This window comes from Streptomyces boetiae (assembly GCF_031845405.1).
Classification (GTDB): Bacteria; Actinomycetota; Actinomycetes; order Streptomycetales; family Streptomycetaceae; genus Streptomyces; species Streptomyces boetiae.
On the sequence record NZ_JAVREN010000048.1, the window covers coordinates 1 to 15,901 of the forward strand.

The window sequence follows — 15,901 nt, forward strand, 5'->3', positions numbered from 1 at the left end:
GTGGGAGGGGGCCGTTGAGGATCGGGATCGTGGCGGGGGTGGGGGTCAGGGGGCGGACGCACAGGAGGCGGCCGTCGAGGCCGTAGTAGGGGGCGGGGTCGCGGTGGTCGCGGGCCGCGTCGGCGGCGCGGGCGGCGGCCGTCGCGGCGCCGTTCATGCCGACCAGGAGGGCCGTCAGGACGTACACCAGGCACAGCAGCGGGATGGAGACGAACAGCAATTCCCGCAGCGTCGACACCAGATGCAGGTGCCGGGCCCAGCCGCCCAGCGCGATGAAGACCAGCACGGACGCCGAGGCGATCGCCACCGGGGCCAGCGCCATCCACACGGGCGCGTAGAACTCGACGGGCACGGCGGCCGAGGGGATGCCGAACTCGTCGGTGAGGTAGACGCTGTGCAGCAGCCCGCCGAACAGGGGCAACGCCAGGACCAGCGGCGTGGCCAGCAGCGGCACGACCCACTGGGCGTTCCGGCTGAACCACGAGTGGCTCAGCGCCAGCCAGTCGCCCGCGAGCACGAGCAGCGCCAGCAACGCGACCAGGACGCGCCGCAGCTCGGTCCCCAGCGCGTCCTCGCTCTGGGCCGCCCACAGGTAGCCGAAGACCGTCACGCCCCCGGCCACCAGGACGCCGACGCCTAGCCGGAGGACGAACGGGGGCGGGTCGTTGCTCGTCAGCCACCGGCCCACCGGCCAGCAGGAGGCCGCCACCGGCAAAGCCGGCAGGGCCCGCCACCAGCCGTCGAGGTCCGCGATCAGCGCCCCGCACAGCAGGAAGGCGAACGCGACGGCGACCCCGGCGGACCCGAGCACGAGGAGGTCGCGCGGCTCGTCCCGGCCCGAGGCCGGGTCCGCGCGGCCCGCCGGGCCGACCGGGAGGCGCAGCGCGTGCGCCTCCTCGTCGAACGGCCGGCCACCGAGGTCGCGTGCGCTCAACTCCCGTACGGCCGCGGCCTCGTCGGGCGGGCCCGGCAGCGCGATGACGCGCTGGGTGTCGGCCAGGCCGAGGCCGGCGAGGTGGCCGTGGAGCCGGCGCGCCAGCCGCCCGGCCCCGCCCGGAGCGCGGCGGTGGACGTGGTAGGTGGTGCGCGGCGGGGGCGGAGCGGGCCGCACGAGGGCCGAGTCGTGGACCCACAGCGGGAGTTTGCGCTCCCGGGCCAGCCCCTCCACGGCGCGCACGGCCGCGGCCCGCGCGCCGAGCCGGGCGCCGCGTGTGCGCACCTCGACCACGTACGCCGCGTGGCGCTCCTGGGGCGCGATCCCCTCCCCGGGCGCTGCCGGGCGCACCGACCAGCCACGCGCCCGCAACTCCTCGAGGGCGAGGTCGCGTTCGTCGGGCCGGTCGAGGATCTGCACGAGGATCCGCACGCGCCTGTTGTACGGCGGGCCGGCCGCGGCCCCGGGGCCGCCGGGGCCGCCGCCCGTCCAGGGGAACATCACGTGCTCCCGCGCCCGGCGGCGTCCCGCGCGGGCGGACGAGTTCCCGGCACCGGCTCACTCCTCGGCAGCAGGGGCGTGGGGCAGGCGGACAGGCGCCACTGTAGTCCGGTGGGCAGGGAGGGCGTTCAGCGGTGGCTGAGGACGTTGATCACCCGGCCGTTGGGGTCGCGGGTGAAGAAGCGGCGGACGCCCCAGGGTTCGTCGGTCAGGGGGTGGACGGTCTCCGCGCCGGCGGCGCGCAGGAGGGCGTAGGCGGCGTCCACGTCGTCGACCTCGATGCTGATGTCGGGGTTGACCGGGGCGGTCAGGTCGGCGGTCATGAAGCTGATCTGCGCCCCGGGGTGGGTGGGCGAGGCCAGGGTGGTGATCCAGCCGTGATCCATCACCTCCTCGAAGCCGAGCAGGCCGTAGAAGTCCCGACTTTCGGGAGCGTTGTGCGAGGGGATGACGGGCATGACGCGGCGGACGGACATCGGCGGGCTCCCGGGGTCGGGCGGACGGATCGGGGCGATTCTGCCGGGGAACGCGGCGAGGGCGGCGGAAGGGGACGGGGTTACCCCGGGTGGCAGGCGGGTGACAGAATGGGGCGGCCCGCCCCGGCGCTCGCCGCGGCGGACCTGAGCGCACCCAGGGGGATGCGATGCCGTCCAGCAGCGAAGCGCCGGTCCGCTCGGGGCCGGACCCCGCGGCGGGCGTTCCCGGGCAGGGCGGTCCGCGGGAGCGGGGGCGCGCGGAGGGCGGCGGGACGCCGGAGCTGCGGCGGGTCGCGGTGGCGAGCTTCGTCGGCACGGCCGTCGAGTTCTACGACTTCTACATCTACGGAACCGCCGCCGCGCTCGTCTTCGGGGACGCCTTCTTCCCCACCCTCTCGCCGGTCAACGCCGTCCTCGCCTCCTTCTCGACCTACGCCGTGGCCTTCGTGGCGCGGCCCCTGGGGTCCGTGCTGTTCGGTCACTTCGGCGACCGGGTGGGGCGCAAGTCGGTGCTGGTGGCCTCGCTGCTGCTGATGGGGCTGTCCACGGCGGCGGTCGGCCTGCTGCCGACGTACGGCACGTGGGGGGCGTGGGCGCCGGCGCTGCTGGTGCTGCTGCGTTTCCTCCAGGGCATCGGACTGGGCGGGGAGTGGGGCGGCGCGGCCCTGCTCGCGGTGGAGCACGCGCCGGCCGGCCGCCGGGGGCGTTACGCGGGCTTCCCCCAACTCGGGCCGTCCGTCGGCTTCTTCGCCGCGACCGGCGTCTTCCTGCTGCTGTCGGCGACGGTCAGCGACGAGGCGTTCCGGGGCTGGGCGTGGCGGATTCCCTTCCTGCTCTCCCTGCTGTTGGTGGGCGTGGGGCTGTTCGTGCGGGTGCGGGTCGCGGAGACGCCGGCCTTCCGGCGGATGGTGGCGGAGGGGCGCCGGGGGCGCGCGCCCTTCGCCACGGTCGTGCGCCGGCACCCGCGCGAACTGCTGCTGGGCGCCGGGGCAATGGTCGTCGGGTACGGGCTGTTCTACACGGCGACGACGTACTGCCTGGCCTACGGCACGGAGACGCTGGGGGTGAGCCGGACCACGATGCTGCTCGCCTCGATGGGCGCCGTGCTCTTCCTCGCCGCCGGGACGTGGTGGGCCGCGACGCGCTCCGACCGGCTGGGCCGGCGGCGCGTCACGCTGGGGGGAACGGCCGCGGCGGCCGTGTGGGGCCTGCTGCTCTTCCCCCTGATGGACACGGGGCGGCTGGCGCTGATCGTGGTGGCGCTGGGCGGGGCCATGCTGCTGATGGGGGTGATCTACGGGCCGATGGGGGCGTTGCTGCCGGAGCTGTTTCCCGCCGAGCTGCGGTACTCCGGGGCCGGCCTGGCGTACAGCCTCGGCGGGGTGGCGGGCGGGGCGGTCGCGCCGCTGGTGGCCACGCGGCTGCAGTCGGCCTTCGGCTCCGCGTCCGTGGGCTGGTACGTCAGCTCGATGGCCGTCCTGTCCCTGGCCTGCCTCCTGCTCCTGCCGGAGACCCGCGACCGCGACCTGAGCCGTTCGTGAGGGGACCGGGCCGGGTCCCCTCACGGGCGGCGGCTCGGTCAGCTCTCGATGTCGCCGGTGCGGAAGTCGGCGAGGTTCAGGACCTGATCGGCGGGGGGCTCCTGGACCTCGACCGGCTCGTTGAACTGCCCCAGCTCGATGCGGGTCTCCGTGCCGTTGCTCTGGGTGCGGGTCAGCAGCAGCGGGTAGGGCTCGCCCTCGGTGGCCACGAGCATCGAGGCCGCGTTGCCGTCGTCGTCGGGGCCGTTGATGCTGACGACGGGTATGCCGTTGTAGTCGGTCTCGGGGCCGACCTCGTCGGGGCCGCCGGGGCCCCGGTCGTCGTAGCCCATGTCGGCCTGGAGCGCCGCCAGCGAGCAGGTCCCGGCCATCTGCTGCATCTCCGGGTCGCTGGTGGTGCCGTGCAGGTACCTGCCGGAGAGCAGGCTGATAACGGCCGGGTCCTGCACCGCGAGCTGCGACTGCCAGAACTGGGCGTCCGGCCGCATCCAGACCTCCTGGTCCTCGCGCACGATGACGTCGACCGAGCCCGCGCCCGGCTGGGTCACCGACCCGACGCAGGAGCCCTGGCGGTCCATGTGGATGTCCAGGCCCATGCCGATCATCCCGGGGTCGCCCAGCGTCCTCATGCGCAGGGAGGTGGCGGACTGCAGCGCCTCCATGGCGCGGTCCGCGATCTCCTGCGGGGGCAGGCTCGCGAGCGGACCGTCTGGAGCCTGCTCGCCCTCGCCGGTCTCCCCGGCGCCGCCGTCCTCGCCCTCCTGGCCGCCCTCTCCCTGCGAGGCGGCGCCCTCGTCCTGCGAGGAGGAGCCCTCGTCGCTCCCGTCGCTGCTGCAGGCGCTCAGCGCCAGGAGACCGGCGGCGGCCGCCGCGGCCAGCTGGAGACGGCGTGTCATTGTGCTCATGAAGACCCCTCGGACGTGCCCGTTTTCCCAGCAGATCATCACATGAGGTCTACACCTATCCCCGCCCGGGGTGGAAGCTGTCACGGAACCGAGACATGGCGGCGGGCCGGCGGAACCCGTGTCGACGTCCGCCGGAGGCGACGAGAGCGGGCACCCCCTGCGGCGGGGCGACCGCTCTCGTCCGCGCTTCTGCGTCCTGCTCCGGCACGGCGGAGGCGGTGAGATTCGAACTCACGGTGAGGGGTTACCTCACGACGGTTTTCAAGACCGTTCCCTTAGGCCGCTCGGGCACGCCTCCCGGGGGTGCGGTTGCGGGGCCGCGCACCCGGACAGCGTAGCGGGCCGGGGGGTCAGTCGCCCACGCGCTCTCCGAGGGTGAGGGTGGTGGTGCGCTCCTCGCCGTCGCGGAGGTAGGTGACCTCGACGCGGTCGCCCGGCTGGTACGTCCAGATCTGGCTGACCAGGGTGGGGCTGCTGTCGATGACCACGTCCCCGAAGCGGGTGATGACGTCCCCGGGCTGGAGGCCGGCCTGGTCGGCGGGGCCGCCCGGGGTGAGGGGGTCGCTGCCGTTGGTCGTGGACTCGACGATGTGGGCGCCCTCGACCGAGCCGTCGCCGGAGTCGACGGAGGCGCCGATGATCGCGTAGACCGGCTCGCCGGTCTCTATCAGGTCCTGGGCGACGCGGGTGGCCTGGTTGATCGGGATGGCGAAGCCGAGGCCGATGCTGCCGGCCTCGCCCATGCCTCCGGAGGTGGAGCGGATGGCGGAGTTGATCCCGATGACCGCGCCGTCGGCGTTCAGCAGGGGGCCGCCGGAGTTGCCCGGGTTGATGGAGGCGTCGGTCTGGAGGGCGTTCATGTAGGAGGAGGAGCCACTCTGGCCGTCGCTGGAGGCGAGGGGGCGGTCCTTAGCGCTGACGATGCCGGTGGTGACCGTGCCGGAGAGGCCGAAGGGGGCGCCGATGGCGATCGTGGCGTCGCCGACGGCGACCGCGTCGGAGTCGCCCATCGGCAGGGGCTCCAGCTCGCGGCCCTGGAGGTCGAGGATGCGCAGGACGGCGACGTCGTACCCCTCGGCGCGGCCGACGATCTCCGCCTCGTAGCTCTCGCCGTCGGAGAAGGTGGCCGTGACGGTGCCGCCGTTGGCCCCGCTGGCGACCACGTGGTTGTTCGTCAGGATGTGGCCCTCCTCGTCGTAGACGAAGCCGGTGCCGGTGCTGCCCTCGGCCTCGGTGCCGGCCTCGATGGTGACGACGCTGGGCAGGGCCGCCTCCGCTATCCCGGCCACCGAGTCCGGCGGTCGGGCCACGGGCGCCTCGTCCCCGTCGCGGCCCAAGGGGGCGTTCACCGCGGGGGGGCTGTCGTCGGCGTCGGCCACGAGGTAACCCACGCCGCCGCCGATGCCGCCGGCGACGAGGGTGGCGACGACCACGGCGGCCAGCAGCCCGGCGCGCCGCCTCGGCGGGGGCGGGGGCGGCGGGACGGCGGCCCAGGGCGCGGCCGGCTCGGCGCCGCCGGGATCCCCGGGGTACGGCTCAGGCGAGGCGCCCGGCTCGGGCGGGGCGGGCGGGGCGGCGGCCTCCGAAGCGAAGCCCGGCGCGGGCGGCGGCGGCCCCTGCGGGACCGGCGCGGGGGCGGGCGGCGCCGGGTGGTAGGGGGAGGGCGGCGGGTACGAGGAGGCCGGGGGCGCGGGCGGCGGCGCGGGGGCCGCGGGCTGCCCGGGGGGCAGCGCGGCGGGGCGCGGGGGCGGGCCGGGCAGGGCGGCGTGCGGCCCCGAGGCACCGGCGGGCGGCTGCTCCGGCGTGCCGGCGCCTTCGTTCTCGGTGCTCACTGGTCTCTCCTCGGACTGGGGGCGCCTCCCGCCCCGGAGGGCTGGGGGAGGAACGACAGCGGATGCGGACGGCAGTACGAGCAGTCTGTCGCATGCCCTGTCAGGCGGGCATAAACCCGGCCGTGTGTTCGCCTCCGTGGCACCATGACGCGATGACCGCCAACCGAGGGCGCATCGAGGTCATCGCGCACCGCGGCGCGTCCGAGGACGCGCCGGAGCACAGCCTGGCCGCGTACCGGAAGGCCATCGCGGACGGCGCGGACGCCCTGGAGTGCGACGTGCGGCTGACCGCCGACGGGCACCTGGTCTGCGTGCACGACCGCCGCGTGAACCGCACCTCCAACGGCCGCGGCGCGGTCTCGGCCCTGGAGCTGGCGCAGCTCGCGGAGCTGGACTTCGGGTCCTGGATGGGCCCGGCCGGGACCGCCGAGTCCCCCGACGCGGCCGACCCGGAGCGTACGACGGTGCTGACGCTGGAACGCCTGCTGCGGCTGGTCGCGGAGGCGGGCCGGCCGGTGGACCTGGCGATCGAGACGAAGCACCCGACGCGGTGGGCGGGGCAGGTGGAGGAGCGGCTGCTCGACCTGCTGCGGCGGCACCCGGTGCCGGGCGAGGTGCGGGTGATGTCGTTCTCGGCGCGGTCGCTGCGGAGGGTGCGGCTGGCGGCGCCGGACGTGCCCACGGTGTATTTGATGCAATTCCTGTTGCCGCGGCATCGCGCGGGACGGCTTCCGGCGGGCAGCGGAATCGCCGGGCCCGGCATCCGGGTACTGCGCCGCGACCCCGGATACGTGGCGCGCGCGCAGGCGGCGGGGCACCGGGTGCACGTGTGGACGGTCGACGAACCGGAGGACGTGGAGCTGTGCGCGCGGCTCGGCGTGGACGCGGTGATCACCAACCGGCCCCTCACCGTGCGTGACCAACTGAACCGTCTGGGCTGACCGTTCGGCCCGGCACACGAGGGCGGCATATGCCATCTCACGCGGCGTGCCCCGGCGCATTCGCTAGGTATCCGATCATTACGACTGCGTCAACAGATCTCGCATGGCCGGTTTCCGCCGTCTGCCCGGAGGGCACCAGTCATTTGGCGTGGGGCAAAGGAGGTCTCGGGGGTGGCGTTGGTGGTCACACAACAGGTACCGACGTCGTCGTCCATGTCGGTGTCCCACGGCCCCGCAGGCGTGGGAGCGGCCCGGCGGCGATTGCGCGCGGAATTGCGGGAATGCGGTGCTCCCGAATCCGTTGTCGACGACGCGGTTTTGATTCTTTCCGAGTTGCTCAGCAATTCGTGCCGGCACGCGAGGCCGCTGGAAGGCGGTCAGTTGATCCGGGCGGCGTGGAGCCGCGACCCCGACGGGTCCGTCACGATCTCGGTCACGGACGGTGGCGGCCCGACGCGGCCCCGGCCGTCCTCGCCCTCGGTGACGGCCCGCGGCGGACGCGGTCTGACGATCATCACGTCCCTGGCCCGCGCCTGGGGCGTGCGCGAGACGGACGCCACGGGCGCGGTCACGGTCTGGGCGGTGCTGGAAGGGCAGGGCGACTAGGCTCGCGGCACCACTTCGACCCCAGCAGCAACGCAGGAGCCGCACATCATGGCCAGAAAGCGCCGACCCTCCGCCCCGACCAGCGCCCCGGCCACCAGCGGTGAGGTTCCCGTCGTCGGCGCGCGGGAGCCGTGCCCCTGCGGCTCCGGCCGCCGGTACAAGGCCTGCCACGGACGCGCGGCGGCCCAGGCGGTCACCGAGCTGGTCCGCCGCCCCTTCGAGGGACTGCCCGGCGAGTGCGACTGGGTGGCGCTGCGCGAGCTGGTGCCCGCGGCGACGGCGCGCCTGACCCTCCGCGACGGCCTGCCCGCGGACGTTCCCTCGCTGACGCTGGCGACCGTGCTGCCCCTGGCCTGGCCCGCGCTGCGCCGCCAGGACGGCGCGGTCCTGGTGGCCGTGCAGAACGACACCGCGACCGGCGACCTCAGCCGCGACCTGGCGGACGTGCTCACGCGGGCGCTGACCACGGCGCCCGGCTCCCCGGTGGAGGCCGGGCGGACCCCGGCCGAAGGGCCGCGGCTGCAGGACCTGATCGCGCCGGACGCGCCGTTCGAGCCGGAGATCCACGAGGGCTTCGAGTTCTGGCTGGACGACGCCGGCCAGGCGACGCCCGAGGTCACGGCCTCGCTGGAGCGCGCGAACGCCGCCGCCACGCCCACGGCGCGCCTTACCGGCGTGAGCGCCGCCTACTGGTGCCGCACGCCGGAGAAGAACCACCTGCGCTGGGTCATGCCCCACCCCGAGGAGGCCCTGCTGGACGCGCTGGCGCGGCTGCACGCCGCCGGGGCGTCCTCGCTGGGCGAGGGGACGCGGCTGGTGGGGTCCTTCCGCGCGCACGGGCTGACCGTGCCGGTGTGGGACCTGCCCGGGGAGCTGAGCGCCGAGGACTGCGAGAAGCCGGCGGCCGTCTTCGAGGAGCGGCTGACCGAGGCGCTCGCCGTCGACGCCCCGCTGACCGCCGAAGAGCGGCGCGCCCGCAGCGGTCTGATGAACCGTCAAGTGACGCTGCATTGAGTCCGCTCGCGCGGCGCCGCGAAAGCCCGCGCGCAGGGCCGGAAGAAGTGATTCCGGTCACAACGAGCCGCTTCCCCGCGCTGGAAAGGGCCTTGAGGCCCGACGCGGGATTTGCGAATCCGCGATGAGTTGTTACCTTCTGAAGTGGGCCCGGTCGCTGGTGCATCCCCCGTCGCCAGCGATCGGGTCTTCTCATTGTCTACAGTCCGGGATCCGCGGTCCGCCCCCTCGTCGCGGACCGGACCCGGGCCCGGGCGCCGGGCGGGCCCTAGCGCCCCGGCAGTCCCCCGGGGTCACGCAGCGCCTCGTCCACCAGCACCGCCAGCAGATCCGCCGCGCACGGCAGCTCCGCCCCGCCGCCCCGCGGCGCCGGACGCGGCCGGCGCACCCAGCCCGCCGCGTCCTCCGCGGCGAAGCCCGAGGGCGGCAGCGGCAGGTAGCCGCCCGGGCCGTGGAAGCGCAGCGAGCCGGGCACGTGCTCCATCGCCCCGAGCAAGTCCCCCAGCTGCGGCAGCTCGTAGGGCCGCACCAGCAGCAGCCAGCGGCCCGGCGCGGCGATCACCGGCCCGGTGCGCACCCCGCGGCGGTCCAGCTCCGCCAGGGCCGCGCGCCCGGCGGCGGCCGGGACGGCGAGCGCGCACGGCGCCTGGCCCCCGGTGGCCAGCACGATCGGCGCGTGCGGACGCGAGGTCCACCACCAGCGGATCATCCGCTCGTCCGTGGTCGCGGCCAGCAGGCCGGGGTCGAGCGGATGCGCGCCCGGCACGGGACAGCCCGCCCGCCCGCAGGCGCAGCGGCCCTCGGGGCTCGCCTCGGCGCCGGGCAGCACGGGCCAACGCCAGTGGCGGGCGTACTCCAGGGCGGCTTCCCGCAGCGCCCGGAGGCGCCCCGCGCGGGTCCCGTTCTTGCGTCGGTTCTTGCGTCGCTCTCCGAGGATCTCGCGCATCGGCGCTCGTCCCTTCCGTCGCCGGTTGGTTACAGCACGTGGAACTCAGATCACCGTACGTAGCGGGGCGTTGCGAATGCGGGGCCCGGCCGGGGCCGAGCGCCGGCCGCCATCCGGTATGGACGCCAACTTTCAACAATCCGTTCCGATACGTACCCAGCCCGCCCCGCTGAATCCGTAGTCGGTCAGGCTCAGTCGACTCCGAAGGGGCCCCGCCGGGGCGCGTGCTGCGCAGGTTTTCCGCCAAAGTTCCGCCAAAGTCGCCGCGGCCCGGCCTGTCGGACCGGGAACGCGCCCGCCACCTGGGCATCATCCATCACGGCAGGACAATACCGGGCACCATGACATGGGGGATCGCCTCGCACATGAGTACCTCACCCCGGTCGAGAGTGGCCGGAATCCACCCGGCGCCTCCCACCGTTCCCCCGACCTCGCCGCCGGCCGACGATCCCCGGCGCGCGCGCCCCGGGGGCGCGCAGGAGCGGCTCGCGTCCTGGATCTCGGACCTCACCACCCTGCACTCCCTCACCGAACGCCTCGGCCGCACCGTCACCCTGGGCGAGGCCCTGCACGAAACGCTCCGGGCGGGCGCCGGCCTGGTCGGCGCCCGCCGCGGCCTGCTGGCCCTGCACCCGGCCGACGGCCTGGGCCCCGAGCGGCTGGCCGGCCTGGGCCTGGGTCCCTCCGACCTCGGGCACCTGGAGACGGTGCCGCGCGGCCTGGACGCCCCGGCCGAGGCCGAGGAGATGCACCCCGACATCGCCCGCGAGGACGCCCTGCACCCCCGGCACCGCGAGGTCGCCGCCCGCCTCGGGTTCGCCGCGAGCTACGCCGTGCCGCTGGCGGCCGAGGCCCCCGCCCGGCTCGGCGCGGCCGTCTGGCTCTACGACCGGCCCGGCGGCCCGGGCCCCCGCCAGCGCCGGCTGCTGGCCCTCTACCTGCGGCAGGCCGCGCAGCACATCGCCAACCGCCTCGAACTCGCCCGCGCCCGCGCCGCCGTCCGCACCGTGCGCGAGGGGCTGCTGCCCCCGCGGCTGCCGTTCCTGCCCGGCGTGGCGCTGGCCGTCCGGCACCTGACCGGGCCCGAGGGCGGCGGCGACTTCTACGACGCGCTCGGGCTCCCCGACGGCGCGCTCGGCCTGGCCGTCGGCTCGACGCAGGGCGCGGGCCCGGCCGCCCTGGCCGCCGCCGGGCGCCTGCGCGCGGGCCTGCGGGCGTACGCGGTGATGGAGGGCGAGGATCCGGTGGCCGTCCTGTCGGACCTGGAGCTGCTGCTGCGGGTGACCGAGCCCGGCCGCCCGGCCACCGCGCTGTTCGGGTACGCCGAGCCCGCCGCCCGCCGCCTGGTGGTCGCCTCCGCCGGGCACCCCCCGCCGCTGGTCGTCGGCCCGAACCGGGCCGAGTTCGCCGAGACCACGCTCTCCGCGCCGCTGAACATGCTCGCCTGCTGGGAGGCACCCAGCGTCCGCCTGGAAGTGGCGGAGGGAGAAACGGTCCTGCTCTACACCGACGGCCTGCTCAGCCGCACGGGCGAGCCGCTGGACCGGGCGTTCGAACGGCTGCGGGCAGCCGCCCTGGCCGCCGGGGAGGCCGTGCGCGCGGACCCCGGCGCGCTCGCCGACCACCTCCTCGCGGCGCTGGCCCCGGCCGTTCCCGGGCCCGTCCCGGTCACGGCGGAACGCCCGGGGCCCGAGGCCGTGCTGCTGGCGGTCCGCTTCGGGTGAACGGCCGGCGCGCGGCCCGCTCCCCCGGCTGAACGTCCGCCGCGCGGGCCCCCGCACCGGCCCCCGGCCGCTCTCCCGCCGGACGGCCGGGTGAGGGGCGTTCACGCCGGGGCGCACGCGGGGCCCGGGCGCACGCGGTCCGGCCTGTCGCCGCTCGTTCCCCCGCGCCTACGATGGGACGAGCCGAGCATGCGAGGAGGCGCGACGTGGCCGGAGAGCAGCAGCGGGCAGCGGCGGCTGGGGACGCGGGGCGGGCCCCGGTGGAGACCGCGGAGGCGGCGGCCGGGGCCGGGGGCGGCGAGGCCGCGGCGGGCTCCGAGTCCGGCGCGAAGCCGGGGGAGAAGTCCGGGGAGCGGAAGAACGGGGTCACGCCCCAGATCTCCCAGGAGCTCCAGGAGAACATGAAGCAGGGCTGGGCCGACACCGAGCGGCGCGACCTGTCCCCCATCGCGCAGGCCGCGCACACCGCGCGCCGCCGGGAGGCGCTGTCCGCGCGGTTCCCCGGCGAGCGCCTGGTGATCCCCGCCGGCCGGCTCAAGACGCGTTCCAACGACACGGACTACCCCTTCCGCGCCGCCGTCGAGTACGCCTACCTCACCGGCGACCAGACCGAGAACGGCGTGCTGATCCTGGAGCCGCGCGAGGAGGGCGGGGGCCATGAGGCCACGCTCTACCTGCTGCCGCGCTCGAACCGGGAGAACGGCGAGTTCTGGCTCAGCGGCCAGGGCGAGCTGTGGGTCGGCCGGCGCAACAGCCTCACCGAGGCCGCCCGGCTCTACGGCCTGCCCGTGGAGGACGTGCGGCAGGTGGCCGACCTGCTGCGGGAGGCCCGCGGCCCGGTCCGTGTGGTCCGCGGCCACGACCGGACGGTGGAGGCGGCGCTCGCGGACAAGATCACCGGCGAGCGCGACGAGGAGCTGAAGGTCTTCCTCTCCGAGCAGCGGCTGATCAAGGACGAGTTCGAGATCGCGGAGCTGACCCGGGCCTGCGCCTCGACGGTCCGCGGCTTCGAGGACGTGGTGCGCGTCCTGGACCGCGCCCAGGCCACCTCGGAGCGGTACATCGAGGGCACCTTCTTCCTGCGCGCCCGCGTGGAGGGCAACGACGTGGGCTACGGCACGATCGCCGCCGCGGGCCCGCACGCCACCACCCTGCACTGGGTGCGCAACGACGGCCCGGTGCGGCCCGGCGAGCTGCTGCTGCTGGACGCCGGGGTGGAGACCACCGAGCTGTACACCGCGGACGTCACCCGCACCCTGCCGATCGGCGGCCGTTTCACCGACCTCCAGCGCCGGGTCTACGACGCGGTGTACGAGGCGCAGGAGGCGGGGATCGCGGCCGTGCGCCCCGGCGCGAAGTACCGCGACTTCCACGAGGCGGCGCAGCGGGTGCTGGCCGGGAAGCTCGTGGAGTGGGGGCTGCTGGAGGGCCCGGTGGACCGGGTGACCGAGCTGGGGCTCCAGCGGCGCTGGACCCTTCACGGCACCGGGCACATGCTGGGCATGGACGTGCACGACTGCGCCGCGGCCCGCCGCGAGGCCTACGTGGAGGGAACGCTGGAGCCCGGCATGTGCCTGACGGTCGAGCCCGGCCTGTACTTCCAGCCCGACGACCTGACGGTGCCCGAGGAGTACCGGGGCATCGGCGTGCGGATCGAGGACGACATCCTGGTCACCGAGGATGGCAACCGCAACCTCTCCGCGGCGCTCCCGCGCAGGTCGGAGGACGTGGAGGCGTGGATGGCCGCGCTGCGGGGGTGAGGGCCGCGGTGCCGTGCTGACGGCCAGGTGTCAAGGGGGCGATTCCGGGTACAGCCTGGGAACACGGACGCGCTCCGGCGCGTTGTGGGAGTGCAGTTCCCTGGAAGGAGACTCGTGTCCGCGCAATCGACGGACCCTGATCCCGGGCATAGTCCCGGACCACCTCGCCAGCATCTGGCTTGCCGCGGCACACGGCGAGGTGGTGTCCGATGAGTGCCGCACTCGGCCTGCTCGCCGTCCTCGTGCTGACGGCGGGTACCGGCTATTTCGTCGCCCAGGAGTTCGCCTTCGTGGCGGCCGACCGGCTCGCCCTCGGGCGGGACGCCGCCGCCGGTGACCGCCGCGCCGCCCGCGCCATGGCCGTTCAGGAGCGGCTGTCGTTCATGCTCTCCGGGGCGCAGCTTGGCATCACCGTCACGGGCCTGATCGTCGGCTTCCTCGCGGAGCCCGCGGTGGCCGCGCTGATAGACCCCGCGCTGGGGGGCCTCGGCCTGCCCGAGGCGGCCGTTCCCGGCGTCGCGCTGGTGCTGGCGTTCGTCTCGGCGACCGTGATCCAGATGGTGCTGGGCGAGCTGGCCCCGAAGAACCTCGCGCTGGCCGTTCCCGAACGGCTGGCCAAGAGCCTGGCCGCCTCCACCCTTCTCTACCTGAAGGCCGCGGGCCCGGTGATCCGGGTCTTCGACGCCTCGGCGAACCGGCTGCTGCGCCGCCTCGGGATCGAGCCGCTGGAGGAGCTGCACCACGGCGCGACGCTGGAGGAGCTGGGGCACCTGATCGGGGATTCGCACGAGCGCGGGCAGCTTCCGCACGCCACGGCCGAGCTGCTGGATCACGCCCTGGGGTTCTCGGAGCGGACGCTGGCCGAGGTGATGGTGCCGCGGGTGGACGTGGCCTCGGTGCGGGCCTCGGAGCCGGCCTCCGAGGTGGTCGGCCTGATCAGCACCTACGGGCATTCCCACTACCTGGTGATCGGGGACCGCGTGGACGACATCGTCGGCGTGGTCGGGGTCCGGGAGCTGATGCGGGTGGCGCCGGAGCGCGTCACCCGGCGCACGGCGGGGGCGCTCGCGCGCCGTCCGCTGCTGCTGCCCGACACGCTGCCGCTGCCGGGGGCCGTGGAGCAGATGCAGGCCGCGGACGAGGAGTTCGCGGTGGTGCTGGACGAGTACGGCGGCCTGGCCGGGATCGTGACCCTGGAGGACATCGCCGAGGAGCTGGTGGGCGAGATCGCCGACGAGAGCGACCTGGTCGTGGAGTGGGCGGTGCGCGACGGCGGGGGCTGGCTGCTGGACGCCAGCCGCCGGGTGGACGAGGTCGCGCAGGCCACGGGCGTTCCGCTGCCGGAGGACGACGCGTTCGAGACGGTGGCGGGCCTGGTGATCGACCGGGCCGGGCGTTTTCCCCAGGCCGGGGACGTGATCGAGGTGGATCTGGTCGAGGGGGCGGTGGCGCGTCTGGAGGTGCTCTCGCTGGACCGGCGCGTGCCGGCGCGGATTCGGCTGGCAACGGCAACGGCCGCGGCGGACACGGGCGCCCGGGTGAGCGCGCCTTCGCAGCGCGGCGCGGACGCCCCGGGGGCCGGGGAGCCGGTGCGCGAGCGCGTGATCCCCGCTCCGGAGGCACGCGCGGGGGCGCGCGAGCAGCAGGTGCGCGAGCGTGAGGGGCAGCCCTCGTGAGCCCGCAGGCGGCGATTCTGGTGACGGCCGGGCTCCTGGTGGGCAGCGGCTTCTTCGTGGCGGCGGAGTTCGCGCTGGTCGCGGCGAAGCGGCACCGGATGGAGCAGGCGGTGGCCGAGGGCGCGCGGGGCGCGAAGGCGGCGCTCGCCGGGATGCACGAGCTGTCGCTGATGCTGGCGGGCTCCCAGCTCGGCATCACCGCGTGCACGCTGGGCCTGGGCTCGATCTCGGAGCCGGCCATCGCGCACCAGGTGGACCCGCTGCTGCACGACCTGGGGCTGCCGGGCGGCCTCAGCTACGGCATCGCGTTCGTGCTGGCCATGTCGGTGGTCGTCTTCCTGCACATGGTGGTCGGAGAGATGGCGCCGAAGTCCTGGGCCATCTCGCGCCCCGAGCGCTCGGCGATGCTGCTGGCGCCGCCGTTCCGCGCGCTGGTGCGGGTGGTCCGCCCGCTGATCTGGGCGTTGAACAAGATCAGCAACGGCCTGGTGCGGCTGTGCCGGGTCACCCCGCGCGAGGAACTGGCGCCGGTCCACGACCGGGAGCAGCTGACGCACCTGGTGGCCGAGTCGCAGCGGCTCGGGCTGATCAGCGAGACGGACTCGGGGCTGATCACGCGGTCCCTGACCGAGCCGCAGTCCCCGGTGGGGGCGATCCAGGTGCCGGCGGACCGGATCGCGGAGGTGGCGGCCGAGGCCGGCGCGGACGCGATCCTGGCCGCCGCCGCGGCCAGCGACCACACGCGGCTGCTGGTGCGCGACGGGGCCCGGGTCGTCGGCTCGGTGCACGCGCGGGACGCGATCGTCGCGCGGGCCCGGGGCCGCCGGGTGACGGCGCGGGAGCTGGCGCGGCCGGTGCCCGAGCTGACGGCGGAGGACACGGTGGCCCACGCCGTGGAGCAGCTGCGGCAGCGGCGCGCCTCCCTGGCGGTGGTCCGCGGCGCGGACGGCGGGATCACCGGGCTGATCAGCCTGGACGACCTGCTGGTGCGCCTGATGGGGCCGCAGCCCGCCTGACCTTCGCCCCGGGGCCGCGTCGGCGGCCC

The 15,901-nt window shown here is 75.4% G+C and carries 13 protein-coding genes and 1 tRNA gene; 8 read left to right on the plus strand and 6 right to left on the minus strand.

Going from position 1 to position 15,901, the window contains the following annotated elements:
• A partial coding sequence (locus RM780_RS23175) for a hypothetical protein (protein WP_311632803.1) occupies positions 1 to 1,366 on the minus strand: 1,366 nt, incomplete at its 3' end.
• Between the two features lie 197 nt (positions 1,367 to 1,563).
• On the minus strand, positions 1,564 to 1,911 hold the full coding sequence (locus tag RM780_RS23180; protein WP_311632804.1) for a VOC family protein: 348 nt from the start codon (positions 1,909 to 1,911) through the stop codon (positions 1,564 to 1,566).
• 167 nt (positions 1,912 to 2,078) lie between these two features.
• Between RM780_RS23180 and RM780_RS23185 the strand changes: the two genes are divergently transcribed.
• Positions 2,079 to 3,452 (plus strand): MFS transporter, encoded by a 1,374-nt coding sequence (locus RM780_RS23185; RefSeq protein WP_311632805.1) that lies wholly within the window; start codon positions 2,079 to 2,081, stop codon positions 3,450 to 3,452.
• A 38-nt stretch (positions 3,453 to 3,490) separates the two neighbouring features.
• Here the strand turns inward: RM780_RS23185 and RM780_RS23190 are convergent, their stop codons facing one another.
• From RM780_RS23190 to RM780_RS23200, 3 genes are all read right to left on the minus strand, one after another.
• On the minus strand, positions 3,491 to 4,357 hold the full coding sequence (locus RM780_RS23190) for a hypothetical protein (RefSeq protein WP_311632806.1): 867 nt from the start codon (positions 4,355 to 4,357) through the stop codon (positions 3,491 to 3,493).
• A 210-nt stretch (positions 4,358 to 4,567) separates the two neighbouring features.
• A tRNA-Ser gene (locus tag RM780_RS23195) sits at positions 4,568 to 4,655 on the minus strand.
• 52 nt (positions 4,656 to 4,707) lie between these two features.
• Positions 4,708 to 6,189: a S1C family serine protease gene (locus tag RM780_RS23200; protein ID WP_311632807.1), complete on the minus strand. Its 1,482-nt coding sequence runs from the start codon at positions 6,187 to 6,189 to the stop codon at positions 4,708 to 4,710.
• 152 nt (positions 6,190 to 6,341) lie between these two features.
• On the opposite strand from RM780_RS23200, the gene RM780_RS23205 reads away from it, so the two are divergent.
• The 3 genes from RM780_RS23205 to RM780_RS23215 all read left to right on the plus strand — a co-directional run bounded on the left by RM780_RS23205 (position 6,342) and on the right by RM780_RS23215 (position 8,750).
• Complete coding sequence (locus RM780_RS23205) at positions 6,342 to 7,130, plus strand: glycerophosphodiester phosphodiesterase (protein ID WP_311632808.1); 789 nt, start codon at positions 6,342 to 6,344, stop codon at positions 7,128 to 7,130.
• Between the two features lie 171 nt (positions 7,131 to 7,301).
• Positions 7,302 to 7,736: an ATP-binding protein gene (locus tag RM780_RS23210; RefSeq protein WP_394813059.1), complete on the plus strand. Its 435-nt coding sequence runs from the start codon at positions 7,302 to 7,304 to the stop codon at positions 7,734 to 7,736.
• A 48-nt stretch (positions 7,737 to 7,784) separates the two neighbouring features.
• On the plus strand, positions 7,785 to 8,750 hold the full coding sequence (locus tag RM780_RS23215) for a DUF5926 family protein (RefSeq protein WP_311632809.1): 966 nt from the start codon (positions 7,785 to 7,787) through the stop codon (positions 8,748 to 8,750).
• A 268-nt stretch (positions 8,751 to 9,018) separates the two neighbouring features.
• Here RM780_RS23215 and RM780_RS23220 read toward each other — a convergent pair whose 3' ends face one another.
• Positions 9,019 to 9,696, minus strand: coding sequence for a bifunctional DNA primase/polymerase (locus tag RM780_RS23220; protein WP_311632810.1), 678 nt, complete (start codon positions 9,694 to 9,696; stop codon positions 9,019 to 9,021).
• Positions 9,697 to 10,061: 365 nt separating this feature from the next.
• Here RM780_RS23220 and RM780_RS23225 point away from each other — a divergent pair, with 365 nt between their 5' ends.
• The 4 genes from RM780_RS23225 to RM780_RS23240 all read left to right on the plus strand — a co-directional run bounded on the left by RM780_RS23225 (position 10,062) and on the right by RM780_RS23240 (position 15,872).
• Complete coding sequence (locus RM780_RS23225) at positions 10,062 to 11,420, plus strand: PP2C family protein-serine/threonine phosphatase (protein ID WP_311632811.1); 1,359 nt, start codon at positions 10,062 to 10,064, stop codon at positions 11,418 to 11,420.
• Positions 11,421 to 11,797: 377 nt separating this feature from the next.
• The gene (locus RM780_RS23230; protein WP_311632836.1) at positions 11,798 to 13,180 is read left to right on the plus strand and encodes an aminopeptidase P family protein; all 1,383 of its coding nucleotides are present in this window, start codon (positions 11,798 to 11,800) and stop codon (positions 13,178 to 13,180) included.
• 209 nt (positions 13,181 to 13,389) lie between these two features.
• On the plus strand, positions 13,390 to 14,856 hold the full coding sequence (locus tag RM780_RS23235) for a hemolysin family protein (RefSeq protein WP_311632812.1): 1,467 nt from the start codon (positions 13,390 to 13,392) through the stop codon (positions 14,854 to 14,856).
• A complete protein-coding gene (locus tag RM780_RS23240; RefSeq protein ID WP_311632813.1) occupies positions 14,853 to 15,872 on the plus strand; it encodes a hemolysin family protein in 1,020 nt (339 codons plus the stop codon). Before RM780_RS23235 ends, RM780_RS23240 begins: the two co-directional genes overlap by 4 nt.
• The last annotated feature ends 29 nt before the right edge of the window (positions 15,873 to 15,901 follow it).